The sequence below is a fragment of the Stenotrophomonas africana genome (assembly GCF_013004645.1).
Classification (GTDB): Bacteria; Pseudomonadota; Gammaproteobacteria; order Xanthomonadales; family Xanthomonadaceae; genus Stenotrophomonas; species Stenotrophomonas africana.
Genome location: NZ_JABEME010000001.1, coordinates 380,478 through 404,024, shown reverse-complemented (window position 1 = coordinate 404,024; position 23,547 = coordinate 380,478). Strand labels below are relative to the sequence as shown.

The window sequence follows — 23,547 nt, the reverse complement described above, 5'->3', positions numbered from 1 at the left end:
GCATGGTATGAACTCCTGTAACCATTCTGGCTGACTCCAGTGGGGCGTATAACCGCTGAATGTTGAAAGTCGTGGCTGCGTCGATACCCGTGATGGCGGCGCGGTATTGATCCGTGTGTGAGGGGGTGTCGATATTTTCGGGTATACCTCCTGGCTCCGTTCAATTTCACGACCGCCTGCACAGTTTCGTTGTTTTGGATCGATGCAATAATAACGGCCCATAAAGTTTCCCTTGCCTGCGCCGCAACCGATCGTACGGCCATGATCAAGGGAATTGAGATGCTCGCCTTACGCAACCTCCGAGTGGGATCCCGGCTGGGTGCCGGGTTTGGTCTGCTGCTGCTGTTCATCGTGGCCATCGTCGGCCTGGTGCTGTATGGAAATCACCTGAAGTCCGCCCAGTTCGAGAAAGTGGTGGGCGTCAACATGGTCAAGATGCGGCTGTTGAACGACATGCTGGATACCAATAATGCGGTGCTGATGCATCGGCGCCTGATGGTGATCAAGCGCGGCGAGGATTTTGACCAGGATTATCAGCGCGCACAGCAGCTGTCGCAGTCCTACGATGGTATCTGGGCCAAATACATCAAGATTCCGCGTGACGCCACCGGCGATACCCTGGTTGCGAAAATCGATGCGGCACGCAAGGCCACCGACGCCTCCACCCGGCATCTGCACGAGCGCTTGAAGGCGGGTGATTTCGACGGCGCGGCCAAGGAACTGCTCGCCGAGCATGGGCTGGCGACGGCGTGGAACGAGGCCATCTCGACGCTGCTGCGGCATCAGGAGACGCTGACCGAGCGCAGCCGCGAGGAATACCGTTCAACCGAATCCTGGACCGGCACCTTGTCGATCGTGTTCGGCGTGATGAGCCTGTTGCTCGGCGCGCTGGCCGCGTGGGCGACCACCCGCAGCCTGACCCGCCCTCTGGAAGGCGCGGTGAAGCTGGCCGACGGTATCGCCAATGGGCGGCTGGACAACGTCATCGATGCCTCGGGCAACGATGAAGTGACCCAGTTGCTCAGGTCGATGCAGCGCATGCAGGCACAGCTGCAGGCGGTGATGGCGGCGCAGGGTGAGCTGGCGCGCCAGCACGATGCGGGCAGCCTCAGCTACCGCATGGACGAGAGCGCCTTCCCCGGCGACTACGGGCGCATGGTGCATGAGACCAATGCGCTGGTCGGATCGCACGTGCAGGTGCAGAACCGCTTGATCGAGGTGATGAAGCACTACGCACGCGGCGATCTGTCGGTGGACATGGACCCGCTGCCCGGCGAGAAGGCGGCGATCACCCAGGCGATGGACGAAACCAAGACCAGCCTGTCGGCGATCAACAGCGAGATCCGCCGGTTGGCGACAGCGGCCGCGGCAGGCGACTTCAGCCTGCGTGGCGACGAAGGTCGCTTCGCCTACGATTTCCGCGACATGGTGGCAGGGCTCAACCGGCTGATGCAGACCACCGACGAGAACCTGGTGCAGGTCTCGACCCTGCTGCAGGCGATCTCGCGCGGTGACCTCACCGTACGCATGCAGGGGGACTTCCACGGCGTGTTTGCCCGCATGCGCGATGACTGCAATGCCACCGTCGATCAGCTCAAGCAGATTGTCGGCCGCATCCAGTCCAGCGCGTCCAGCATCAACCTGGCGGCAGGCGAGATTGCCTCGGGCAACACCGACCTGTCGCGGCGCACCGAACAGCAGGCGGCAAACCTGGAAGAGACGGCTGCGTCGATGGAGGAACTGACCTCCACCGTGAAACAGAATGCCGAGCACGCACGCCAGGCCAACCAGCTCGCCATCGGCGCGCACGGTGTCGCCTCGCAGGGCGGCGAAGTGGTCGGGCAGGTGGTCACCACGATGTCGGCCATCGAAGCCTCTTCGAAGAAGATCGCCGAGATCATCAGTGTCATCGACGGCATCGCCTTCCAGACCAACATCCTGGCCTTGAACGCGGCGGTGGAAGCCGCGCGTGCCGGCGAGCAGGGCAGGGGCTTTGCGGTAGTGGCCAGTGAGGTGCGCACGCTGGCACAGCGCTCGGCCGGTGCGGCCAAGGAGATCAAGGGCCTGATCGAGGATTCGGTCGGCAAGGTCGCCGATGGATCGGCCCTGGTCCGCCAGGCCGGCACCACGATGGGCGAGATCGTGGCCTCGGTGCAGCGAGTCACCGACATCATGGCCGACATCTCCGCTGCATCCCAGGAGCAGAGCTCGGGCATCGAACAGGTCAACCAGGCGGTGGTGCAGATGGACGAGACCACCCAGCAGAATGCCGCGCTGGTCGAAGAAGCCAGTGCCGCAGCGCGCTCGATGGAGGAGCAGGCAAACCTGTTGGCCGAGGCAGTGTCGGTGTTCCGCACGGGGGCAGTGACCGCCGCCGCAGTGGTGCGCCCGGCGCTGGCAGCGGTGGCGGCATCGGTTGCGCCGGTGCGCCGGCCGGCGGTGCTGTCGCCGCGGATGGAGCCGACGTTGGCCGCCAATGCGGGTGGTTGGGAGGAGTTCTAGCAGGGGGCAATGCCGGCAGGGAGACGGCGCCCATCGCGACGGCTGGTCGCGATGGGCGCGGATTTTCTTCCTGAACGCGCGATGGCCGATGAAATGGCGGGCACGCGCATTTCACTTCCGGTTGCCAACCGCGGGAGGACACTTGCGCCATACCGGAACTCAGGAGATGGCCATGAAGACCTCGACCCGATTGCTTGTGCTGGGCACCCTGCTGGCGGCTTCGTCCGTGGCTGGCGCGCAGACCTACGGGCCGCGCGATGAGGGACGCAGGTTCAACGACGGCAGCCGCGTGGTCTGTAAGAACGTTGAAGTGCAGCGCAACTCACGCGATCCCAACCGCATTGCCGGTACGGCCACCGGCGCGGTGATTGGCGGCCTGCTGGGCAACCAGGTGGGCGGCGGCAATGGCAAGAAGCTCGCTACCGTGGCCGGTGCCGTCGCCGGTGGTGCGGCCGGTCGCCAGATCCAGGGCAACAGCCAGCAGAAGAACGGCGACCGCGTGGTCGAGCGCCGCTGCGAACGCGTCTACCGCTGATCGATCGCTGACAGCCCCCGTTTCCCCTTCCACACCGCGGTAGTCGAACGCCGGCCTTGCGCCGGCGTTCGTCGTTACGGAAAAGGGGACGGAGGGGATTAAGTCGCAATCCCCCAAACCGGCCGTTTACGACTTAATCCCCTCCGTCCCCTTTTTTGCGAGGAGGCGCCAGGTGGCGAGGCTGCCGTAGAGCAGCAGCAGGACGGTGAGGGTGATCAGTTCGTGGCTGACGTCGGCCAGGCTGGCGTCCATCTGGTTCAGGCGCACCATCAGGTTGATACCGGAGGTGGTAGGCAGCAGCTGCGCCAGCCAGACCAGCGGTTGCGGCGTCATCACTGCCGGCCACGACAGGTTGGCCAGGAAGAACAGCGGGATCGAGGTGGCGATGATGAACTGGAAGGCGCGTTCGCGGGTGCGGAAGAAGCTGCCGACGAACAGGCCGAAAACCACGGTAGCGGCGATGAACAGGGTGCCGCCCAGCAGCTGGCCCAGTGGGTTCCCGCCGCGCGGATAGTCCTGCACCCAGGCGGTGAACCCGGCGTACCAGAACAGGCCGAACAGGCCGATCAGGCCGAAGCCCATCGCCATGCCGGCCAGGGTCGGCAGGTCGAAGCGCAGGCGCCGGCCGAGTGCAAGACGACGACCACCGAGCAGCACGCCGATGCCCATCAGCAGGGTCTGGTGCACGATCAGCTCGGCCACACCGGGCACGATGGCGCTGCCATAGCCTTCCTGGGTGTTGTACAGCGGGCGCTGCACCAGGGTGACCGGCGGCGCCTGTGGCGCGCCCATGAAGGCGGCCTGGCCGACCACGGCGTCACGCCCGAACGCGCCCAGTGCATCGGCCACGCTGCCCAGCACCCAGCTGGCACGGCCCAGGTAGGCGCCGTTGCCGAGCAGCACCAGCTTGGCCGGGTGGCCGCGCAGGATGTCGCGCTCCAGGTTGGCCGGGATCACGACGATGCCTTCGGCGTGGCCGGCTTCCAGTTGTTGGCGCGCACTGTCGATGTCCGCTGGTTGCCCGACCACGCGCGCGACCCGAAGTGCATCGAGTTTTCGCAGCAGTTCGCGGCTGGTGGCGCTGTGGTCTTCGTCCACCACCAGCACCGGGAGGTTGCCGGCCACCTGGTGGCGGTACGCGGCCGGGTAGAAGAACGAGTACAGGATCACCGCGCCGACCATCACCACGATCGCATAGCGGTCGCACAGCACCGCCATCAGGGTCTGCCGCAGGCTGCGCCAGAGTGGGCTCATGTGTCGGCTCCCGCCGGTTGCGCGGCCTCGGGCGTGCGCGCGAAGGCGATCAGGCGCAGGCCGCCGATGCCACCGGCCACGACCGCCATCAACAACAGCGTGGCCAGCGGCCATACCGAGACCTGCAGCGGCGAACCGATGAACTGCTGCTGGGTCTGCAGCTTGATGTAGGCGCTGAGCGGCAGCAGTTGGTGCCAGACGCGGGTGAACAGGGGGCCGTCCAGCACCGGGAAGGTGGCGCTGGAGAACGCCAGTGCGGTGCCGATGCTGAGCCCGACTGCGGACAGCGCAGTGCCCATGTCACGGGTGACGCCGACGAAGAACAACGCGTAGGCGGCGGTGGCCAGATAGAACAGTGGCTGCGCGAGCAGCAGCAGGAGCACGCTGCCCGCCACACCATCGCCGCGCAGCCAGGCCAGGTAACCGATGCCAAGCGCGCCGTACAGCGAGAACAGCAGGATGTACGGCGCGACCTTGCCGGCAATCGCCGACCATGGCGTGCGGCCCATCCAGGCGGGCAGAGTGCCGTCGCGGATCTCACGGCCGAGGCTGCCGGCCACCGCAAGTGCCAGCACCAGCGACATCACCGCCGGGAAGATCAGCGGCAGCAGGAACAATTCGTAGCTGCGTGCCGGGTTGTACAGGATGTCCGACTGCACCGCGATCGGCGCCGCACGCAGCTTGCCCGGGCCGACCTGCAGCCCGATGCGCTCGCGCAGCAAGCGTGCGTTCCAGGCCGAAACCGCGTCGCCGATATCGCGCGCCGCAGATTGGCCGGTCGTCATGTAGGTGGCGTTGTAATAGGCGAACACCGTGCCCTGACGGCCCCGCAGCGCCTGTCGGGTGACGTCGCGCGGCACCAGCACGATGGCGAACACGTCCAGGCTGCGCAGCTGCGAACGTGCGTCCTCCATGTCCGCAGGTTGGCTGGTGATGCGTACGCCGGGGCTGGCGTCGAGCATGCGCAGCAGCAGGCGGCTGTCACTGCTGTGGTCGAGGTCGACCACGGCGATCGGAATGTCGCGCATTACCGAGGGCGTGAACATCCACGCCATCACCAGCAGCATCAGCAGGGGCAGCACGGTGACCAGCATCAGATCGGCGCGGTTGCCGCGCAGCGACCGAAGCTCGCGTCGCCAAGAGGCGGCGAAGCCGCCTCGGTCGGGGCTCAGTGCTGGGGCCATGCGAACAGCACGCTCATGCCGGGGCGGAAGCCCTCGATGCGGCGTACCGGGCGCACCCGCACCTCGAAGCTGCGGACATCGTAGCCGGACGACTGGCGGGTGGTACGCCAGGTTGCATAGTCGCCCGCCGGGTTGATGAAGTAGACCTCGAATTCGCCGTCCAGGCCGAGCGCCGGCACGCTGCCCTGCAGCTTGCTGCCGACCTTCAGGCCCTGCATCTGCGATTCGCGCAGGTTCATCGCCACCCACATGCGGTCGATGTCGACCAGGGTGAACACCGGGTAGCCGGCCGGCACCAGTTCGCCCGGGTCGGCCATGCGCTTGTTGATTTCGCCGGCCACCGGCGCGCGCCCTTCCACTTCGACACGCGCGGCGTTGACTTCGGCCACTGCGCCCTGTGCCTGCTGCACCTGGCCCTGGGCGGCGCGCTTGTCCTGCTCGCGTGCGCCGGCCAATGCCATGTCGTACTGCGCGCGGGCGGCACGTGCCAGTTCGCGCGAACTGGTGGCCTGGGCATGCGCTTCATCGCGCTTCTGCCGGGTCATCACCCCTTCGTTGAACAGGTTCTGCACGCGCTGGTAGGTGGCTTCAGCCAGCGTCGCACCGGCTTCGGCCCGCTTCCAGTTCGCTTCGGCGGCGCGGATGTCTTCGCTGCGCGCACCTTCGTCGGCCTTGTCGGCCACGGCCTGTGCGGCGGCCAGGGCGCCGTGCGCCTGCTGTTCCTTGGCGGCCACTTCGGGGCTGTCGAGCAGGAACAGCACCTGCCCTGGCTGCACGCGGTCGCCCTCGCGCACCTTCAACTCGGCCACGCGTGCGGTGATCTTGGCGGCCACGTTGATGGTGTCCGCATCGGCCATGCCCTGGATCTGGTCGGCAGGGCTGCGCCAGGCCAGCCACAAGCCCAGTACCACCAGGACCAGCAGCACCATTATCAGGATCGGGCCCAGGCGGCGCTTGGCCGGGGGCGTCGTCGCGTCGTCGTGCAGCACATCACTCATGGTCGATCACCTCGTCCGCACGCCGCCGGAACTCTTCGAAACGGTCCATCTGTCCACTGACCTCCAGCAACTGTGCCAGCGCAATATCGTATTGGTAGGCGGCCTGCGCGCGCTCGACACGGGCGCCACCGAGGCCGAGCCGCGCGTCGATCACATCCAGCGAAGTCGCTTGGCCTTCGCGGAACGCCAGCTCCTGCAAGCGCAGGTTTTCCTGTGCCTGGGCGATGCTGCTGTCGAGCAGCACGTACTGTTGGCGCGCGGTCTCCAGCTCGTTCCAGGCCTTGCGCACGCCCAGCGCGACCTGGTTCTCGGCCTCGCGCAGGCCCGCTTCGGCCTGGTCCTGCTGCGCACGTGCGGCGCTGATCTGCGCCGGACGCGAGTTCGGCGACAGGAAGGTGTACTTCAGGCCGATGCCGAACGCCCAGTCCGGATCGGTCAGCATCTCGTCGCGGCGACGGAAGTCGTACTGGCCGAAGGCGAAGATCTGCGGCTTCAGTTTGGCCTGTTGCACGCGCACGCCCTGTTCGGCCTGTGCCACCATCGCCCGCAGGCGTGCGATCTGCGGCTGGCGCGCCTGCGCCGTGCGCTCGAAGCTGGCCACCGGTTCCAGCGGCACGCGCTGCACGAACAGCGGCGATACCGGCTGTACCTCGCCGCCACTGCGCAGCAGCGTGGCCAGCGCAGCCTTCAGCGTGGCCAGATCGTTCACCGTCTTCTGGTACTCGCGCTCGGCCTTGTCGCGGGCCACGGTGGCCTGCAGGCGCTGGGCGCGGGTGGCGAAGCCCTCGCGTTCCAGCTTCTCTGCATCGGACAGGTGGCGGTTGAGGCCATCGCGTACGTCGCGGCGCACGTCCACTGCCTGCTCGGCCAGGCGCTGGCCGAAATAGGCCTGGGCCAGCTGCACGGTCAGCGACTGGCGCTGTGCTTCGCGCTCGGCGCTGGCCTGTTCGTGGGCGGCGCTGGCGGCACGTTGCGCGGCCGGAATCACGCCGCCGGTGTACAGCGGCAGCACCGCGGTGACCACTGGGCGGGTGCGCCAGTCGCGTTCGGTGAACGACAGCGGCGAGTCGATGCCAAAGGCCTCGGCTACCGGCGCCAGCGAACCCAGTGGCAGGGTGAGGGTCTTCTGGAACTGCAGCCTGCGTACTTCGCCGGTGATTTCCGGCAGGCGCAGCAGTCGGGTGGCGTCCTGCAGGTCCTGCTTGTTGCGTACCGATGCGTCGGCGGCGGCCAGTGCATCGGAAACCTGCTCCAGACGCTGCCGCGCCTGTTCCCAGTCCAAGGCGGGTGCATCGGTGAGAGACTGCGCCGCCGCAGCCAGTGGCAGGCAGGTTGCCAGCGCCAGCGCGGCCTTCGCGCGGTGCATCCTTGTACGTCGGCCGATCACGCCCATGCCGTCCCTGTGATGAAGAAGTGCGCAAACGGTAGTGCGCGTGGCGTGAAGCCGGGGTCTGCGATCATTGGTTGGTCCTCAACGAAGGGTGCCGCTGGCTGCAGCGCGCAGCGCCTGGGTGATGTGCTGCAGCGTGCTTGAGCGCACGGCTGCATGCTGCCAGTACAGTGGCACATCGAGCCAGCGGCCGGGTTCCAGTACCACCACGCGGCCGGCGCGCACAGCCGGTGCGACCAGGCTTTCCGGGGCCATGCCCCAGCCGAGCCCGCATGCGGCGGCTTCGACGAAACCGGTGGAGGAGGGCAGGTAGTGTAGCGGCGGCTGCAGCCGCGCGCGGGTCAGGCGCCGCACGAAGCGCCACTGCAGTTCATCCTTGCGGTTGAACACCAGCATCGGCGCGCGTGCCAATGTTGCGGCCTGCATGCCGGTGCTGAAGTACTGGTGGGCGAAGCGGGGCGAGGCGATGGCGTGGTAGCGCATCGCGCCGAGCGGGTGCACGTTGCAGCCCTTCACAGGCTGGTTTTCGGCGGTGACCGCGCCGAGCACACTGCCATCGCGCAGCAGCTGCAGGGTGTGGTCCTGGTCGTCCATGCGCAGGTCGAACAGGTAACCATGACGTTGGTGCAGGTCGGCGATGGCCGGCACGAACCAGGTATCGAGCGAGTCGTCGTTGACTGCCAAGGGAATCGGCGTGCGCGCAGCGTCACTGCCGCGATCGGGCAGCAGTTCGGCCACCGCCTCGGCCTCCAGCGCCTGCATCGGCCGCACACGGCGCAGCAGCGCCTCACCGGCCGTGGTAGGGCGGCACGGTGCCTGACGTACCACCAGCACCTGCCCAAGCCGATCCTCCAGTGCCTTGATCCGTTGTGACAGCGCCGACGGGCTGATCGACAGGCGGCGTGCGGCGGCCTCGAAGCTGCCTTCCTCCAGCACCGCGGTAAACGCGGTCAGTTGCGGATGTACCAGGTCCACATGGAAGCCTCTTCAGTTTTTCTGCACAGCATAAAGAAAAAACAGATTGTCTTAACCGGACCCTTGGCCGCACCCTGCGCGTCCCCTCACTGCCTGGCCTGTCCTGATGTGGATTGCTGCTACCGCCGCCGGCCTGTTCGCAGGTGCCGGCCTGATCATCGCCATCGGCGCACAGAACGCTTTCGTGTTGCGCCAGGGCCTGCAGCAGCGTCACGTGGGGAGGGTGGTGCTGGCCTGCGCCGGCGCGGACATCGCGCTGATCCTGGCCGGCGTCGGCGGCATGGGCGCGCTGGTGCTGCAGTGGCCATTGCTGTTGCAGGTGCTGCGCTTCGGTGGTGCTGCCTTCCTGCTCTGGTACGGCCTGCAGGCCGGGCTGCGGGCCTGGCGAGGGGGCAGTGCACTGGCCGCCGCCGAATCGCAGGGTGGCAGCGGACGCCAGGTACTGCTGACCTGCCTGGCCTTCACCCTGCTCAATCCGCATGTCTATCTGGATACGGTGGTGCTGCTCGGCAGCCTGTCCACACGCTACCCGGGCGATCTGCGCTGGGCGTTCGCCGCCGGTGCCTGCGCGGCCAGCGTGGCCTGGTTCTGCACGCTGGGCTATGGCGCGCGCCTGTTGCAGCCGGTGTTCCGCAGGCCGAGCGCCTGGCGGATGCTGGACGCCGGCGTGGCGGTCTTCATGTTCTGCCTGGCGACACTGTTGCTGTTGCGCCCGCTCTAGGCCACGTCCACCGCGCACTGCGGGGTTTCGCCGGGACGCAGGGTCAGCACGCGCACGCCGCTGCGGGTGACCGCCAGGGTGTGCTCGAACTGCGCCGACAGCTTGCCGTCGCGCGTGTAGACCGGCCATTCGTCTGGCTGCTGGCGGATGGCCGGCTTGCCCTGGTTGAGCATCGGCTCGATGGTGAACACCATGCCTTCCTCCAGCACCATGCCGGTATTGGGATGGCCGTAGTGCAGGATCTGCGGTTCCTCGTGCATTTCCTGGCCAATGCCATGGCCGCAGTACTCCTTCACCACGCTGTAGCCGTGGCTGCGCGCGTGGCGGGCGATGGCGTGGCCGATATCGCCCAGGCGTGCGCCGGGGCGCACTGCGCCGATGCCTTTCCACATCGCCTGGTAGGTGGTTTGCACCAGCCTGCGCGCGGCGTAGTCGACCTCACCGACCAGGTAGGTGGTGCTGGAGTCGGCGATGTAGCCGTTCTTCTCCAGGGTGATGTCGAGGTTGACGATCTGGCCGTTGCGCAGCACGTCGGTGGTGCTGGGAACGCCGTGGCAGATGACGTTGTCGATCGAGGTGTTGAGCACGTACGGGAAGCCGTACTGCCCTTTGCTGGCCGGCCGCGCGTGCAGCTCATCGACGATCATGCGCTCGACGAACTCGTTGATCTCCATGGTGCTGCGGCCCTGCAGCGGCAGCTGGTCGAGCGCGGCGAACACCTGCGCCAGCAGGCGTCCGGATTCGGCCATCAGCGCGATTTCGTGCGGCTGCTTGATCATCGCCATGTCAGGCCCGCCCGGGGGCCAGCGCTTGCGGCTGCACGCCGGCCGCGCGCAGTTCGCTGGCGACGATGTCCTGGAAGCTCAGCGTGGGGTTCATCTCGCACAGCATGCCGACCCGGATCCAGAAGTTGGCCTGGGCGTTGATCGAACGGCTGGAGACGGTGCAGGCGCGGCGCAGCTGGTCGTGCAGGGTGTCATCGATGTTGACGATGCCCATGGGCGGTCCTGGAGGAGTGGATATACGAAGCATATATGCTTCGTATATTCGCCTCAAGTCCGTATCGTTCAGTCCACGTGGGTGGCAAAGCGCAGCCGGTTGCCGTCGGGGTCATGCAGCAGCATCTCGCGGCTGCCCCATTCGGTGTCATGCGGGGGCTGCTCGATCGGCACGCTGGCGGCACTGAAGGCGCGGTGCAGGGCGTCGACATCCTCGACGATGAAGTACACCGCGCCGCCGACCTCGCAGTCGCCGCTGTGTTCGGTGAGGAAGATCGTCTGGCCGTCGCGGGTGAGCTGGGCGAACAGTGGAAAACCGGGTTCGAAGCGGTGTTCCCAGTCGACCACGAAACCCAGCCCCTGCACGTAGGACGGCAGGGTGGTATCGGCGTGGCGCATGCGCAGCTGCGGGATGACGGTCTGGGGCATGGCGAGGGCTCCGGGGTGGGAGTCCAGTGTAGTGCCGGCCGCTGGCCGGCATTGGTCTGGTAGATGCCAACCTTGGTTGGCATTGCCGGCCAGCGGCCGGCACTACCGACGCGGTCAGCAGGCCGTCGGCACGGCGGCCATCGCGGCCAGCAGTTCGCGGTTCACCTGCTGGTGCCGCGCCTGCCAGACTGGCAGATCCTCGGCGCTGATGTCAGGCTGACCATCCAGCGACGACAGCCAGCGCTTGAAGCGGCTCTGGTAGTTGGCCAGCGACACTTCGCCGGTGATGTCACTGCCGACCAGGCCACCGGCGCGCAGTGCTTCGATCACCACCAGTGCGTGTTCCAGCTGCAAGCGGCCCTGGTCCCAGTTGCTGCGGGCGACGTCCTCGGCGAACACATCCTTGTCGATCGACAGGTAGGCCGGTTGCGGCGATTTGGCCTGCTCGGCGGCGAACGCGGCGACCAGTCCCTCCGGATGCTCGAAGCGTCGGAATGCACGGCCCATGCCGAGGCGGTGGCCCCAGCCCACGTCCACATCCATGCACCAGTAGGTCAGGCGCCCGCCTATCAGCGGGCGCCAATGGTTTTCCCAGGCGTGGCCAAGGCCGATGTCACTCGAGGTGATGCCCAGCACGTGGATGTGCGAGATCTGCGGCAGCTTGCTGGCGGCATTCACCCACGAACCGCAGTGCATGCCGAACGGGAAACGCATGTTGTCCGGATGGTTGTCCAGCACCACCAGCTGGAAGGGCTGCTGCGGGCGCATGCGCTGCAGCAGCGGCAGGCTGAGGTGGTGGAAGTCGCCGCTGCCGAGCATGACCGTGCCGAGCTGGGCCGGCAGCGGCGCCAGCACTTCCGCGGCGAAACGGTCGAGGGTGGCATTGCTGCAGGCGAAGCGCAGCGGGTCATGCCATTGCGGCAGGGCCAGCGTCTGCGCCTGTGGCAGCGGCAGCACGCCACCGTCCAGGTCCAGAATCAGCGGGGAACGCAACGGCATCGTTCAACCGCCTCCATCCGGTTCGCCCTGCAGATGCGGCGCCAGCTTGCGCAGGGCAGCGCGCAACAGCGGGGAGCGGGCGTGGATCGCGTGCCGGGTGGAGGTGAAGCGGGCGCCCAGCTCGGCCTTGATCCGCGAATCGGTCCAGCCGGCCACGTAGTGGCTCAGGCCGTGCTGCAGCGCGTACTCGAGGTTGTGCATCCAGCTGACCGCGTACAGGTTGTGCTCGCGCGACTGCGGATAAGCCAGGCCAATGTACTTGTCCACCAGCTTGCCGGCATGCACGTAGCACAGGTTCCAGCCGATCAGCTGGCGCTGGTGGCGGTATAGGAACATCCGTCCCTGGCCCTGGCCGTCGGCCAGCAGGTACTGGAAATAGGGCAGGTCGAGCTGGTCGAAATGCACCGCGCTCTGCGCATACACGCCCAGGTACAGTGCGTACAGTTCGGCCTGCAGCTGCGGGTCGGCGAGGGCCGGATCACCGGTGGCGATGCAGTCGATCTGCAGGTCATCACACGAACGGAGCTTGCGCCGGATGTTCTTGCGGCGCGAGGACGACAGGCGGCCGAGATAGCCATCGAGCGAATCGAAATCGATCGCCACCCAGGCCAGCGGCATGCCTTCCAGTTCGACGAAGCCGCGCGCCAGCAATGCCTGCAGGAAGGCGCCGCTGTGTGCGTTGGCGGCATCGTCCAGCAGCGGTGAATCGATGGCCAGGTCCTTGACCACCAGCAGGCGCGTATCACCGATCGCGTGACGCGCCACGTCCTCGGCCAGCGCCTCCGGCGCTACGTGCGCCGGCAACGGGGTGTACTCGGTGCTGGTGGCACCGACGAAGCGGGTCTTCCAGGTGATCCATGGCCGCCACAGGCGCGACAGCGGCAGGCCGAGCAGCCTGCCGCGCAGTTCGTCGTCCATCGTGGTGGTCAGGTCCAGCGGCGCACGGAAGGTCGGCAGGCCGCTGGGAAGGCGGCCTGCCTCGAATCCGAGCGGCGGGTGGGCCAGGAAGCCCTCCAGCAGCGCAGCCGGTTCCAGCGCGGTGCTGGATGCGCGTGACGTCATCTCCATCGGCACGGGAACCGGCAGCGCATCGACGTCAGCCCTTGGCCTTGGTCAGCGCCTGATCGAGCAGAGTGATCGCCAGGTCGATCTCTTCGTAGCTGATGTCCAGCGACGGCGCGAAGGTGATCACGTTCTTGTACCAGCCACCCACGTCGAGCACGAGGCCCATGCGCTTGCCGTCATGCAGCAGGTCACCGGCCAGGCCGATGTCGACCATGCGATCCAGCAGTTCCTTGTTCGGGGTGTAGCCGTCGGTCTGGCAGATCTCGGCGCGCAGGGCCAGGCCCAGGCCGTCGACGTCGCCGATTTCCGGGTGGCGCTTCTGCAGGCCACGCAGGCCGTCGAGGAAGTACGCGCCCTTTTCCGGCACGGTGCGCTCGTAATCCATTTCCTTGCCCAGCTTCAGCACTTCCAGGCCCAGGCGGGTGCCCAGCGGGTTGGAGTTGAAGGTGGAGTGGGTGGAGCCCGGCGGGAACACGGTCGGGTTGATCAGCTCTTCGCGCGCCCACAGGCCCGACAGCGGGTTCAGGCCGTTGGTCAGCGCCTTGCCGAACACCAGCACGTCCGGGGTCACGCCGAAGTGCTCGATCGACCACAGCTTGCCGGTGCGCCAGAAGCCCATCTGGATTTCATCGACCACCATCAGGATGCCGTACTTGTCCAGCACGCGCTTGAGGCCGGTGAAGAAGTTGCGCGGCGGAATGACGTAGCCGCCGGTGCCCTGGATCGGCTCGACGTAGAACGCGGCGTATTCGGCCTGGCCGACCTTGGGATCCCACACGCCGTTGTACTCGCTTTCGAACAGGCGCTCGAACTGCCACACGCAGTGGTCGGAGTACTCATCCGGGGTCATGCCCTTCGGGCGGCGGAACGGGTACGGGAACGGGATGAACATCGCGCGCTCGCCGAAGTGGCCGTAGCGGCGACGGTAGCGGTAGCTGGAGGTGATCGACGACGCGCCCAGGGTGCGGCCGTGGTAGCCGCCCTCGAAGGCGAACATCAGGCTCTTGCCGCCACGCGCGTTGCGCACGATTTTCAGCGAGTCTTCAATGGCCTGCGCGCCGCCGACGTTGAAATGCACGCGGCCGTCGAGGCCGAACTTCTCGTGCATGTCCACGGCAATGGTCTTGGCCAGCTGCACGCGGGTCGGGTGCAGGTACTGGCTGGCGACCTGCGGCAGGGTGTCGATCTGGTCCTTCAGCGCGTCGTTCAGGCGCTTGTTGCTGTAACCGAAGTTGCAGGCCGAGTACCACATCTGCAGATCGAGGTAGGGCACGCCCGCACCGTCGAACATGTAGCTGCCTTCGCCGCGCTGGAAGATCTTCGGCGGGTCGACGTAGTGGACGGTATCGCCGAAGGAGCTGTAGCGGGCTTCGTCGGCCAGCAGCTGCGCATCGGAGGCAGCGGCGTCGGCGTTCTTGTCAAAAATGTTCATGCAGTTCGGTTCCGTGAAGGACGTTCGAAAGGGGGCAACGGGGAGCGGGTCTGGAAGGGAGTGCTCAGGCGGTGGCCAGCAGGGGCAGTACGATGGGCTGCGGGCTGGCGTCGATGCGACGTGGCTGCAGCAGGCTGCCATCGAGCAGGCGCGGCAGCAGCGCGACTGCATCGTGGAAGGTGTCGATGGCGGCGTGTTCGATGCCGGCCTTCGTGCAATGGGTGATCAGGCGGCGCTTGGCGAACACGAAGTCGGCGTCTTCAGAGACGCAGAAGTCCGAGCTGCCATCGCCGATCATCAGCACGCGCGGTGCTTCGTTGGCGCGCGCCTGCGCAGCGCAGGTGCACTTGCAGGTGCCACTGCGGCAACCTTCGGCCTGGTAGGGCGATTCCAGTTCCCAGTGGTCCCCGCACCAGCGCAGGTGGTTGGCCACCACCGGCAGTCGCGACAGGCCGTGGTTGGCGAGGATGCGGTGGATCGCATAGTCCAGGCCATCACTGACGATGCGCAGCGGCACGCCCAGTTGTTCGGCGCGGCTGACAAAGTCGGCGAAGCCCGGATCGATCTGTACCTGGTCCAGGTGGGCGTCGAGCGTGGCCGGGTCCAGCTTCAGCAGCCTGACCTGGCCCTGCATGCATTCACGCGAGCCGATCTTTCCCGACTTCCACTGCTCTTCCAGTTCCTGCCAGCCCGGCTGGCCGTACTTCTCCAGCAGCGAGTCGATGACATCTTCGAGGCTGATGGTGCCGTCGAAGTCACACAGGATGCTCCAGCGCATGGGCAGGTCCGTCGATGAAAGAAACGTCCGGCGCGATGCCGGGGCAGGCTCAATGTAGGCAGGCAGCCTTTCTCGTTCCTTTCCTGTTGAAAGCCTTCATTTCCGGGCGGGGAAAGCGTTCAGGAATGATCTTTGTGAATGGGCCGATTGCCCGGGAATACCCGCTTTCAGAGCTGCGCGTCAGCCAATGCCTGCAGAATTTCTGCGGTCTCTTCACGGGTCTGCCAGGCGCTGTTGCCAAGGGTCAGCATGCGTGCGGCGAAGTCGCGCGCGTTGGGCACGTCGGCCTGCGGCACGATGCCTCGCAGATAGGCGTAGTCGGGCAGGGCATGGATGAACATGCGGCTGGCGCCGAGACCGCGTGGCCACAGGTTCTTCAGCGCAGCATCGCGCGCGCGCTGGCTGGGCAGCAGCAGCATCAGCATCGGCCAGGTGCCGCCGGTACCGGCCAGCCCGTCGACCACGTCCACCGCCGGCAGTTGTGCCAGCTGCACCCGCAGCTGCAATGCACGCAGGCGTCCGGCCTGCAAAAAGGCGGGCAGCCGCCGCGCGGCATGTGCGCCGATGTTCTGCCGCCACTGGCTGACCCGGTGCTGCGGGATGTCCAGCGGGAAAATGTCACCGACCGCTTCTTCCAGATCGCCGCGTTGCAGTGCACTGCGCAGTGGATTTCCGTACACCAGCGACAGCAGCGAGGGTCGATAGCAGGCTGCGAGCCCGAGCAGCTGCACACTGCGAAGCAGCTCCCAGCGCAGGCTGAAATGCACCTGTTCGGCGGCATGTTCGGCCAGCGCGGCGCGCAGTTCGTCGTCGCGGCTGACCAGCAGGCCGCCTTCGTGAAGGCTCAGTCCCTTGCCGGCGGCCAGGCTGAAGAAACCGATGTCGCCGCGCAGGCCGACACTGGTGTTGCCAACCCGTGCACCGAGTGCCTGTGCGGCATCTTCGATCACCCAGGCACCGGCGCCGCGTGCGACCTCGCAGGCCAGCTCGACGTCGGCGATGCGACCGCCCAGGTGGGTGGGCAGGATCGCCAGCGTGCGCGCATCGGCCAGACGCCTGAGCTGGCCGGGGTCGAAGTCGAAATGGTCGCGCCGGGTATCGCACAGCTGCACCCGCAGACCCAGGCTGTGCACCGCGATCGGCACCAGCGGGCACGTATAGGCCGGCATGATTACGGTGTCGCGCTTTGGTGCACGCTTGCGCAGCGTACGCAGCGCGATCAGCAGTGCGTGGGTACCGGAGCAGGTCAGCTGCAGAGGGGGTGTGCCGAGCTGGCTGGCCAGGATGTCGCGCAGGTTGCCGCCACCGGGAAGGAAATCGCTGGCCTGCATCGGCAGGCCCGCCGTCGGTGGGAGCTCGCGCGCGAACAGGCTCATCGTGGTGCGCTCACGTCGTGCTTTCGGCCGGGCTGTGCGGGTCGTCGGCCTCCGCGCGGCCGAGGCAGACGATGCCGGCCACGATCAGTACTGCACCGAGCAGATGGTGCAGGGTCAGCGGCTCGTTCAACAGCCACGCCGACAGCAGCAGCACGCTGATCACTTCCAGGTGCGAGGCGGCGAATGCGGGGCCGATCGGCGCATGCCGCAGCAGGCTCATCCAGGTGAAGAACGCACCCACGTAGCCGAGGATGGCGCCGTACACCCACGGCTGCGACAGCACGCGCAGCAGCCACGCGGTGTTGGCCTCGACCGGCAGCGCGGCATCACCGGCGTACTTGAAACACAGCTGGGCCAGCGTGTCGAAGGCCATCAGCAGCGGGAAGCCGATTACATACAGGCGCCTCATGAGCCAGCTCCCACCACCGCCACGCCTGCGGTGACCAGCAGCATGCCCGTCACCCGCAGCGGCGTGAGCTTCTCCCGGAACAGGAAGCGGCCAGCGATCATCAGTGCGACGATGTTGATCGAGCCCAGCAGCACGCCCTTGGACAGCGGCACCAGCGACAGGAACGCGATCCAGGCGACGAACTCAAGCACATAGCAGGCGATGCCGATCCACAGCCAGGGACGGCTGAGCATGTGTTTCCACCGTTGCAGTCCTTCGCCTTCCTGCGGATCGCTGGCGGCGGCCTTGAAGGCGAGCTGGCCACCGGTATCGAGTACCACATTGGCCAGCCACAGCAGCGTGGCGAGTGCCCCCATTTCAGGCCACCGCCTTGAGGACGCCACTGCGTTCACCGATCTCGGTGAAGAAGCGCGCGCTGCGGCGGATCACGTCGCGGCGTTCGCGGTCGATGGTGATCATGTGGTAGCTGTCTTCCAGCACCACCAGTTCCTTCGGGCCGCTGACCCGCGACATCACCAGTTCGGCATTGCCCATGCTGGCCACGTCGTCTTCGCGTGCGTGCATCACCAGGCACGGCGCGGTGACCTGGTGCAGGTGGCGGCGGGTCCAGTTGCTCAGGGCGCGCATCTCGGCCAGCGCGTGCCAGGGGTTGCCCGGAAGGCCGGCCGCCGCGCTGTCGCCGGACAGCATGGCGGCACTGACCTGCGCACGCAGTCGCTCGTCACGCAGGCCGTAGGGCGGTTCTTCCATGAACATGCGGTCGCGGCCGATGTTGAAGCGCTTGAACCACGGCAGCAGGAACGAGAGCCGGGCCACGGCGGGGATGTTCCAGCCGTCGTAGCGGAAAGTGGCGCCGTAGACGCCGACCCCGGAGACCCACTCCGGGCGACGTGCAGCCAAGGCCAGCGACAGCACCGCGCCCATCGACAGGCCACCGACGAACAGCTGGTCGACCTTGCCGCGCAGGGTTGCCGCCGCATCTTCCACGCCCAGGTACCACTGTTCCCAGGTGGTTGCCAGCAGATCATCCACGCTGCCGCAATGCCCGGGCAGCTGCACGCCGTGCACGGTGAAACCGGCGTTGTTCAGGCCCTTGCCCAGCATGCGCATTTCCGCGGGGGTGCCGGTCAGGCCATGGACCAGCAGCACGCCCTGTGGGCCACCGGGGAGGAAGAAGTCGTGCGATTCGGTCACCTGGCGGCTCCGTGACGGCAGTGGGGATGGCAGGATCGCAAGCGCGATTTTCGCCAGCCTTTCAGCGCCCCGGACCGGGTCAGGGCGCCTTCAGCAGCGGCAGCGTGATGGCGACCTTCAATCCGCCGCCGGGGCGGTTCAGGAAGCTCAGGCGGCCGCCGAAGTGCTCCACCGCCTCGTGCGCGATGGCCAGGCCGAGGCCGGTGCCGCTGGCAGCGGTGCCCGGTGCCCGGAAGAAGCGCTCGCCCAGCCGTGGCATCACGTCGTCGGGCACGCCGGGGCCGTTGTCTTCCACATACAGTTCGACATCATTGTCGTCCAGCGCGTGCACGCCCACCGTGACGGTCGCATTGCGGCCGGCATAACGCAGGGCGTTGTCGATCAGATTGTCCAGCGCTTCCTGCAGCATGGCGCCGTTGCCGAGTACACGCAGCGGATGGGGGCTGCCGCGGTAGCCGAGGTCGATGCCATCACGGATCGCCTCCGGAACGCGCGTGCCGACCCACTGCGGCACCAGCTCGCATAGATCCAGCGCCTCCACGGTATCGGGCACGGTCTGCGCCCGGCTCAGCGCCAGCAGCTGGGTGCTGACCCGGGCAGTGCGCTGGTTGAGCCGGCGGATGTGCTGCAGTGCCTCGCGCACCGTATCGGGGTCACCATGCGCCAGTGCCTGGTCCACGTGCAGGGCCATGCCCGCCAGCGGCGAACGCAGCTGGTGCGCGGCATCGGCGATGAAGCGGTTCTGCAACGTGATCATTTCCGCCTGGCGGGCAAACAGATCATCGATGGTGCTGATCAGGGGCTGGATCTCCTCCGGCACGTCGGCATCGGAGATCGGTGCCAGTTCGCCGCGGCGCTGCGCCAGGCGGGTCCTCAGCGGGGTCAGGATGCGCAGGCCGTAGGTCACGCCGAACCAGACCAGCGCCGCGGTACCCAGCGCCAGCATGGTCATCAGCGGGATGATGATCATCAGGATCTCGCGCGCGCGCTGTCGGCGGTCGGCCATGCTCTCGGCCACGGTCACCGCCAGCTGGTCCTGCGGATCGTTCATCGCCTGCGTGCAGACCGTGGCCATGCGCACCTGCTGGCCATTGAGGTTGCCGTCGTACAGCGCCGGATGCACACCGGTGCAGTCCTGCGAAGGGGCGTACGGACTGAAGTCGGCATTGCCGCTGAGCGTACCCATGCGGCTGCTGTCGACGTTGAAGTAGCGATGGCCGTCGGGGTCGTACTCGATCAGGAAGCGTGCCTGCGGCGACAGGTCGCTGGTCACCGGCATGGTGCTCAGCATCTGCGCGAACGAATGCGTGTCGTCGATCAGGTTGCGGTCGTGGATGCGGTTGGAATAGTCCAGCGCAACGTAATAGGCCAGGATCGTGTTGAAGGTGAGCAGGCCCAGCATCGGCAGCGCCAGGAAGGCGAGCAGGCGCCGGCGCAGGCTGGGCGGTCCACTGATCACGAGGCGTTTTCGTCCTGCGCGTCTTCCAGCATGTAGCCCAGCCCGCGCACGGTGCGGATGCCCATGCCGCCGGGTTGCAGCTTGCGGCGCAGGCGGTGCAGGGCGATGTCCAGGCCGTTGTCGGTGAGGTCCTGGCCCCAGTCGCACAGCGCTTCCACCAGTTGCGCGCGCGACACGATGCGCTCGGCGCGAACCGCCAGCGCGGACAGCAGGCCGAATTCCCGCGCGGTCAGTTCCAGTGACTGATCGTCGATCCACACCCGATGCCCGGCCAGGTCCAGGCGCAGGCGACCGATGCGCAGATCCGGGTTGCCGTTGCTGGTGACCCGCCGCAGCTGTGCGCGAACACGTGCTTCGAATTCGTCCAGTGCGAACGGCTTGACCAGGTAGTCGTCGGCGCCGAGGTCGAGCACACGCACGCGCTCGGCCAGGCCGTCACGGGCGGTGACCACCAGCACCGCCAGGCCATCGCCGCGCTGGCGCAGGCGCTGCAGCACGTCGCGGCCGTCCAGCTGCGGCAGGCCCAGGTCCAGTACCAGCAATGCGTACTGGGTCGAGCCCAGGGCAGCGTCGGCGTGCGCGCCGTTGTCGACGTGGTCGACCACATGGCCCTGCCGGCGCAGCGAGGCGCACAGGCCGGAGGCGATATCCGGGTCGTCTTCAGCAATCAGAACGCGCATGCGCGGGGCTCCTGTAACAGTCAGGCCCACCGGATGGACGGGGCGGGCCTCTCTCGGCTGCCGAGGGTAGCCGCAAACCGGGGGAAGGTGGAGCGCGCCGCCGCCACCGGGCGCGGCGGCGCTTTCCGTCCATTCAGTCCTGCAGGCCGGGCTCGCCCTCCGCCAGCGGCACCCGCGAACCGTCCAGCAGACCACGGCTGAGTTTGCCATCTTCGATGAACAGCAGTTCGCCGTTCTCGCCGTTCTTGATGCTGCTGTCGATGGCGATCACGCGGTCGCCGTGGAAGCTGCTGACGTGCGGCATCGAAGTGTGGCCGACCACGATGCGCGCGAGCTGCAGGCGATCGAGCACGGCCTGCACGCCTGCGGTGTCCAGTCGCCCATCGAAATAGCCGCGGTACCAGATCGGGCTGGTCTTGCCGTCATACAGCGGCGCGGTGGCCGGGTCGGCCTTCACTTCGGCCTTGGGCAGGCCGAGCGAGGCCTGGTAGGCCGCGTTGGTGCGCGCCGGGTCCAGTGCCAGCTGTACTGCTTCGGGCGAGATGCCGCCGTGCAGGAACAGGGTATCGCCGATCTTCAGCAGCACCGGGCGGGTGCGCAGCCACTGCCCGATCACCGAGTCGGCACCGTACAGCTGCGGGTAGCTGCGCCCCAGCAGCTGGGCGCTGCGCAGGTACTTCGGGTTGACGTAGCGCAGGTCGTCGTACAGCACCATGGTCTCGTGGTTGCCGAGCACGAAGTGCACTGCGCCACCGGCGGCGGCCGCCTGCTGCTGCAGGCCGTACAGCAGCCAGAAGGCCTCGGTCACCTGCGGGCCACGGTCGAACACATCGCCGGCGATGACCAGGGTGTCCTTGCCCAGCGCCCAGCGGTCCTGTGCGTCGATGACCTGGTGGGCACGCAGCAGGCGCACCAGCAGCCCGTACTGGCCATGGATGTCGGACAGCGCAACGATGCGCGGCACGGCCGGCAGCACCGAGACCGAAGGTGCATTCGGGGCAGCCACGTGCACCGTGTGCTCGTAGCCGCAGCGCGGGGCGATATCGGTACCCGCGGCCTGCGTAGCAAGCGTGTGCGACTCGACCTTGTCGTCGCAGATCCATGTGGCCTGCAGCCGGTCGCCCTGGCGGAACACATAGGGACCATCGGCCTGCACGTGATCGGCGGGCGCGGCAACCTCGCGGGCCTGCGTGGTTGCTGCGGCGCAGGCCAGCAGCGGCAACAGCAGGGCGGTCAGCAGGGAAGGGCGATCGCGCGACATCGGCGGCATCCAGCAGCGGAAAGACCCGATGCTAACCGGCGCGGGCGTTCGTCGGTGTGCGCGAATGGGCGGGTCAGGTGTCGCGCCCGTCATCCCTGAGCTTGCGTACGCGGGTGGCGATGGGCTGAAGCGGCTGGTCGTCGCGCCCGCGCGGCTGCATGTAGGGCAGCGGCCGCCGCGTCGCCAATTCGATCAGCTGTGAATGGGCTTCGCCTGCACCGAAGCAATGGCGCTCTCCCCACTGGCGCAGTGCGACCAGCAGCGGGAACAGTTCCTGGCCAGCGGCGGTCAGCACGTACTCCTGGTAGGCCGATCCATCGGAGGCCGGCTGCAGCTGCAGGATGCCGGCCTCGACCAGCCGGCGCAGGCGGTCGCTGAGGATGTTGCGCGCCGCGCCGAGGCTGCGCTGGAAATCTCCGAAGCGGGTGATGCCGTCGAACGCGTCGCGGATCACCAGCAATGCCCAGCGGTCACCGAGCAGGTCGGCACTGCGGGCTACTGGGCAGGGGCTGTCGGCGTGCATGCTGGTATCTCCGAATGTGGTTGCAGTTTAAAACCAATGGCGATAGCCTGCATCTGGTTTCGAATTGCAACTACAAATGAGTGCCGCATCTCTTCCACGCCCGCTGCTGGTCCTGCTTGCGATTGCCGCCGGTGCCAGCGTTGCCAATGTCTACTACGCGCAGCCGCTGCTGGACCCGCTTGCACGCGCCTTTGCGCTGGACCGGGCCGTGGCCGGCGCGGTACTGGCGGCCACCCAGGCCGGTAGCGTGCTGGCGCTGCTTGGGCTGCTGCCGCTGGCTGACCGCAGCGACCGGCAACGCCTGCTGCGGCTGCAGCTGATTGCACTGGTGCTGGCCCTGTTGTGGCTGGCGGCGTCACGCACGGCGAGCTGGCTGTTGTCGGGCATGCTGCTGGCCGGCTTGCTGGGTACCGCGCTGACCCAGGGCCTGATCGCCTATACCGCCATGCTGGCACCGCCCGAGCAGCGCGGTCGCATGGTCGCTGTGGTGCAGTGCGGCGTGTTCATCGGCCTGCTACTGGCGCGCGTGGTGTCCGGTACGGTGGCGGCGGCCTTTGGCTGGCAGAGGGTCTACCTGCTGTCAGCGGTGGTGATGGCGGTGTTGGCGGCGCTGCTGTGGCGGCGCCTGCCCGCAGTACCGGTGCCGTCGGTCCCTCCACGCTGGCGCGAGCTGCTGGGCTCGATGCTGGGCATGCTGCGCCGCGATCGAACGCTGCGCGAGCGCGGGCCGCTGGCATTGCTGCTGTTTGCAGGCCTCAATGTGTTCTGGGCGGCGGCACCCTTGCCGCTGTCCGCACCGCCGCTGCACTGGTCGACGGCGACCATCGGTGCGCTCGGCCTGGCCGGCGTGGTCGGTGCGCTGATGGCAGCGCGTGTCGGCCACTGGATGGACCGTGGTTTCACCCATCGGGTCAGCCTCGGTGCGCTGTTGTTGATGCTGGTCGCGTGGTGGCCGCTGCTGGGCCTGCCGCAGTCGCTGTCCTTGCTGCTGCTGGGTGTGGTCGTGCTCGACCTCGGCGGCCAGGCACTACATGTCTCGAACCAGGCACTGCTGCTGCGTGCACCGGCAGAACAGCATGGGCGCCTGGTGGCGTTGTACATGCTGTTCTATGCGGTGGGCAGTGGTGCAGGCGCGGCGGCGGGGCCCTGGATGCAGGTGCGGCATGGCTGGCCCGCCGTGTGCCTGCTGGGTGCAGGCATCGCGTTGCTGGCGCTGCTGTGGTGGGCAGCGTGGCGGGTGGTGGCGTTCAATGCATCGGCTGGCGCGCGAACCGGTAGAGTCGACTGTTAGTCGACTGCTCTTCCGTCAGCTTGCAAAAAAACCCGCGCTGCGCGCGATAGTCGACTGGCAGTCGACTCTACCCCTGGGTTGCCGTCCGCGTCGG

Annotated in this window: 24 protein-coding genes; 4 read left to right on the top strand and 20 right to left on the bottom strand. The window is 67.2% G+C overall.

All coding sequences use genetic code 11. The features are described 5' to 3' along the window. The first annotated feature begins 279 nt into the window (after positions 1-279). A complete protein-coding gene (locus HLA98_RS02110) occupies positions 280-2,502 on the top strand; it encodes a methyl-accepting chemotaxis protein (protein WP_057500110.1) in 2,223 nt (740 codons plus the stop codon). Between the two features lie 166 nt (positions 2,503-2,668). Continuing rightward, positions 2,669-3,037 carry a glycine zipper 2TM domain-containing protein gene (locus HLA98_RS02105; RefSeq protein WP_014646414.1) on the top strand — a complete coding sequence of 123 codons (369 nt, stop codon included), beginning with the start codon at positions 2,669-2,671 and terminating at the stop codon, positions 3,035-3,037. 126 nt (positions 3,038-3,163) lie between these two features. On the opposite strand, the gene HLA98_RS02100 is transcribed toward HLA98_RS02105, so the two are convergent. The 5 genes from HLA98_RS02100 to HLA98_RS02080 form a co-directional block, all read right to left on the bottom strand. Next, entirely contained in the window at positions 3,164-4,291 is a 1,128-nt protein-coding gene (locus tag HLA98_RS02100; RefSeq protein ID WP_057500111.1) for an ABC transporter permease, read from the bottom strand. Continuing rightward, a complete protein-coding gene (locus tag HLA98_RS02095) occupies positions 4,288-5,475 on the bottom strand; it encodes an ABC transporter permease (protein ID WP_057500112.1) in 1,188 nt (395 codons plus the stop codon). The genes HLA98_RS02100 and HLA98_RS02095 overlap by 4 nt, the downstream gene beginning before the upstream one ends. Next, entirely contained in the window at positions 5,460-6,473 is a 1,014-nt protein-coding gene (locus HLA98_RS02090; RefSeq protein ID WP_057500113.1) for an HlyD family secretion protein, read from the bottom strand. Before HLA98_RS02090 ends, HLA98_RS02095 begins: the two co-directional genes overlap by 16 nt. Further along, the gene (locus HLA98_RS02085) at positions 6,466-7,866 is read right to left on the bottom strand and encodes a TolC family protein (protein ID WP_057500114.1); all 1,401 of its coding nucleotides are present in this window, start codon (positions 7,864-7,866) and stop codon (positions 6,466-6,468) included. The genes HLA98_RS02090 and HLA98_RS02085 overlap by 8 nt, the downstream gene beginning before the upstream one ends. A 78-nt stretch (positions 7,867-7,944) precedes the next feature. Then, complete coding sequence (locus HLA98_RS02080) at positions 7,945-8,838, bottom strand: LysR family transcriptional regulator ArgP (RefSeq protein WP_057500115.1); 894 nt, start codon at positions 8,836-8,838, stop codon at positions 7,945-7,947. A 106-nt stretch (positions 8,839-8,944) separates the two neighbouring features. On the opposite strand from HLA98_RS02080, the gene HLA98_RS02075 reads away from it, so the two are divergent. Beyond that, positions 8,945-9,559 carry a LysE/ArgO family amino acid transporter gene (locus HLA98_RS02075; protein ID WP_057500116.1) on the top strand — a complete coding sequence of 205 codons (615 nt, stop codon included), beginning with the start codon at positions 8,945-8,947 and terminating at the stop codon, positions 9,557-9,559. Here the strand turns inward: HLA98_RS02075 and map are convergent. The 15 genes from map to HLA98_RS02000 all read right to left on the bottom strand — a co-directional run bounded on the left by map (position 9,556) and on the right by HLA98_RS02000 (position 22,162). Beyond that, a complete protein-coding gene (gene map / locus HLA98_RS02070) occupies positions 9,556-10,338 on the bottom strand; it encodes a type I methionyl aminopeptidase (protein WP_057500133.1) in 783 nt (260 codons plus the stop codon). The genes HLA98_RS02075 and map overlap by 4 nt on opposite strands. A gap of 7 nt (positions 10,339-10,345) precedes the next feature. Continuing rightward, entirely contained in the window at positions 10,346-10,558 is a 213-nt protein-coding gene (locus HLA98_RS02065; RefSeq protein ID WP_006425741.1) for a ParD-like family protein, read from the bottom strand. Positions 10,559-10,626: 68 nt separating this feature from the next. Next, a complete protein-coding gene (locus HLA98_RS02060; protein WP_057500117.1) occupies positions 10,627-10,986 on the bottom strand; it encodes a bleomycin resistance protein in 360 nt (119 codons plus the stop codon). Between the two features lie 114 nt (positions 10,987-11,100). After that, positions 11,101-11,985, bottom strand: a complete 885-nt coding sequence (locus HLA98_RS02055) for an arginase family protein (protein WP_057500118.1) — start codon at positions 11,983-11,985, stop codon at positions 11,101-11,103. A gap of 3 nt (positions 11,986-11,988) precedes the next feature. Beyond that, entirely contained in the window at positions 11,989-13,053 is a 1,065-nt protein-coding gene (locus HLA98_RS02050) for a GNAT family N-acetyltransferase (protein WP_057500119.1), read from the bottom strand. Between the two features lie 28 nt (positions 13,054-13,081). Then, positions 13,082-14,482 carry an aspartate aminotransferase family protein gene (locus HLA98_RS02045; protein ID WP_006425764.1) on the bottom strand — a complete coding sequence of 467 codons (1,401 nt, stop codon included), beginning with the start codon at positions 14,480-14,482 and terminating at the stop codon, positions 13,082-13,084. 64 nt (positions 14,483-14,546) lie between these two features. Beyond that, positions 14,547-15,260: an MtnX-like HAD-IB family phosphatase gene (locus HLA98_RS02040; RefSeq protein WP_057500120.1), complete on the bottom strand. Its 714-nt coding sequence runs from the start codon at positions 15,258-15,260 to the stop codon at positions 14,547-14,549. Between the two features lie 167 nt (positions 15,261-15,427). After that, positions 15,428-16,636 (bottom strand): DegT/DnrJ/EryC1/StrS family aminotransferase, encoded by a 1,209-nt coding sequence (locus HLA98_RS02035; RefSeq protein WP_057500121.1) that lies wholly within the window; start codon positions 16,634-16,636, stop codon positions 15,428-15,430. Positions 16,637-16,646: 10 nt separating this feature from the next. Further along, positions 16,647-17,045: a DMT family transporter gene (locus tag HLA98_RS02030; RefSeq protein WP_057500122.1), complete on the bottom strand. Its 399-nt coding sequence runs from the start codon at positions 17,043-17,045 to the stop codon at positions 16,647-16,649. Then, positions 17,042-17,401 carry an EamA family transporter gene (locus HLA98_RS02025; RefSeq protein WP_012479558.1) on the bottom strand — a complete coding sequence of 120 codons (360 nt, stop codon included), beginning with the start codon at positions 17,399-17,401 and terminating at the stop codon, positions 17,042-17,044. The genes HLA98_RS02030 and HLA98_RS02025 overlap by 4 nt, the downstream gene beginning before the upstream one ends. A gap of 1 nt (position 17,402) precedes the next feature. Further along, positions 17,403-18,239, bottom strand: a complete 837-nt coding sequence (locus HLA98_RS02020) for an alpha/beta hydrolase (RefSeq protein WP_057500123.1) — start codon at positions 18,237-18,239, stop codon at positions 17,403-17,405. A 79-nt stretch (positions 18,240-18,318) separates the two neighbouring features. Continuing rightward, complete coding sequence (locus tag HLA98_RS02015; protein WP_049446810.1) at positions 18,319-19,698, bottom strand: sensor histidine kinase; 1,380 nt, start codon at positions 19,696-19,698, stop codon at positions 18,319-18,321. Then, positions 19,695-20,378 carry a response regulator gene (locus HLA98_RS02010; RefSeq protein WP_049446809.1) on the bottom strand — a complete coding sequence of 228 codons (684 nt, stop codon included), beginning with the start codon at positions 20,376-20,378 and terminating at the stop codon, positions 19,695-19,697. The genes HLA98_RS02015 and HLA98_RS02010 overlap by 4 nt, the downstream gene beginning before the upstream one ends. A 133-nt stretch (positions 20,379-20,511) precedes the next feature. Continuing rightward, positions 20,512-21,639: a metallophosphoesterase gene (locus HLA98_RS02005; RefSeq protein ID WP_049446807.1), complete on the bottom strand. Its 1,128-nt coding sequence runs from the start codon at positions 21,637-21,639 to the stop codon at positions 20,512-20,514. A 73-nt stretch (positions 21,640-21,712) separates the two neighbouring features. Next, the gene (locus HLA98_RS02000) at positions 21,713-22,162 is read right to left on the bottom strand and encodes a winged helix-turn-helix transcriptional regulator (RefSeq protein WP_057500124.1); all 450 of its coding nucleotides are present in this window, start codon (positions 22,160-22,162) and stop codon (positions 21,713-21,715) included. Between the two features lie 76 nt (positions 22,163-22,238). Here HLA98_RS02000 and HLA98_RS01995 point away from each other — a divergent pair, with 76 nt between their 5' ends. Beyond that, complete coding sequence (locus HLA98_RS01995) at positions 22,239-23,453, top strand: MFS transporter (protein WP_057500125.1); 1,215 nt, start codon at positions 22,239-22,241, stop codon at positions 23,451-23,453. Positions 23,454-23,547: the final 94 nt, after the last annotated feature.

Coding starts and splice junctions, on each gene's coding strand:
- HLA98_RS02095 (WP_057500112.1), bottom strand. CDS start 5,475: ATGGCCCCAGCACTGAGCCCCGACCGAGGCGGCTTCGCCGCCTCTTGG.
- HLA98_RS02035 (WP_057500121.1), bottom strand. CDS start 16,636: ATGAGCCTGTTCGCGCGCGAGCTCCCACCGACGGCGGGCCTGCCGATG.
- HLA98_RS02055 (WP_057500118.1), bottom strand. CDS start 11,985: ATGCCGTTGCGTTCCCCGCTGATTCTGGACCTGGACGGTGGCGTGCTG.
- HLA98_RS02085 (WP_057500114.1), bottom strand. CDS start 7,866: ATGGGCGTGATCGGCCGACGTACAAGGATGCACCGCGCGAAGGCCGCG.
- HLA98_RS02105 (WP_014646414.1), top strand. CDS start 2,669: ATGGCCATGAAGACCTCGACCCGATTGCTTGTGCTGGGCACCCTGCTG.
- HLA98_RS02050 (WP_057500119.1), bottom strand. CDS start 13,053: ATGGAGATGACGTCACGCGCATCCAGCACCGCGCTGGAACCGGCTGCG.
- HLA98_RS02045 (WP_006425764.1), bottom strand. CDS start 14,482: ATGAACATTTTTGACAAGAACGCCGACGCCGCTGCCTCCGATGCGCAG.
- HLA98_RS02075 (WP_057500116.1), top strand. CDS start 8,945: ATGTGGATTGCTGCTACCGCCGCCGGCCTGTTCGCAGGTGCCGGCCTG.
- HLA98_RS02110 (WP_057500110.1), top strand. CDS start 280: ATGCTCGCCTTACGCAACCTCCGAGTGGGATCCCGGCTGGGTGCCGGG.
- HLA98_RS02040 (WP_057500120.1), bottom strand. CDS start 15,260: ATGCGCTGGAGCATCCTGTGTGACTTCGACGGCACCATCAGCCTCGAA.
- HLA98_RS02100 (WP_057500111.1), bottom strand. CDS start 4,291: ATGAGCCCACTCTGGCGCAGCCTGCGGCAGACCCTGATGGCGGTGCTG.
- HLA98_RS02030 (WP_057500122.1), bottom strand. CDS start 17,045: ATGAGGCGCCTGTATGTAATCGGCTTCCCGCTGCTGATGGCCTTCGAC.
- HLA98_RS02025 (WP_012479558.1), bottom strand. CDS start 17,401: ATGGGGGCACTCGCCACGCTGCTGTGGCTGGCCAATGTGGTACTCGAT.
- HLA98_RS01995 (WP_057500125.1), top strand. CDS start 22,239: ATGAGTGCCGCATCTCTTCCACGCCCGCTGCTGGTCCTGCTTGCGATT.
- HLA98_RS02065 (WP_006425741.1), bottom strand. CDS start 10,558: ATGGGCATCGTCAACATCGATGACACCCTGCACGACCAGCTGCGCCGC.
- HLA98_RS02060 (WP_057500117.1), bottom strand. CDS start 10,986: ATGCCCCAGACCGTCATCCCGCAGCTGCGCATGCGCCACGCCGATACC.
- HLA98_RS02000 (WP_057500124.1), bottom strand. CDS start 22,162: ATGCACGCCGACAGCCCCTGCCCAGTAGCCCGCAGTGCCGACCTGCTC.
- HLA98_RS02090 (WP_057500113.1), bottom strand. CDS start 6,473: ATGAGTGATGTGCTGCACGACGACGCGACGACGCCCCCGGCCAAGCGC.
- HLA98_RS02005 (WP_049446807.1), bottom strand. CDS start 21,639: ATGTCGCGCGATCGCCCTTCCCTGCTGACCGCCCTGCTGTTGCCGCTG.
- HLA98_RS02010 (WP_049446809.1), bottom strand. CDS start 20,378: ATGCGCGTTCTGATTGCTGAAGACGACCCGGATATCGCCTCCGGCCTG.
- map (WP_057500133.1), bottom strand. CDS start 10,338: ATGATCAAGCAGCCGCACGAAATCGCGCTGATGGCCGAATCCGGACGC.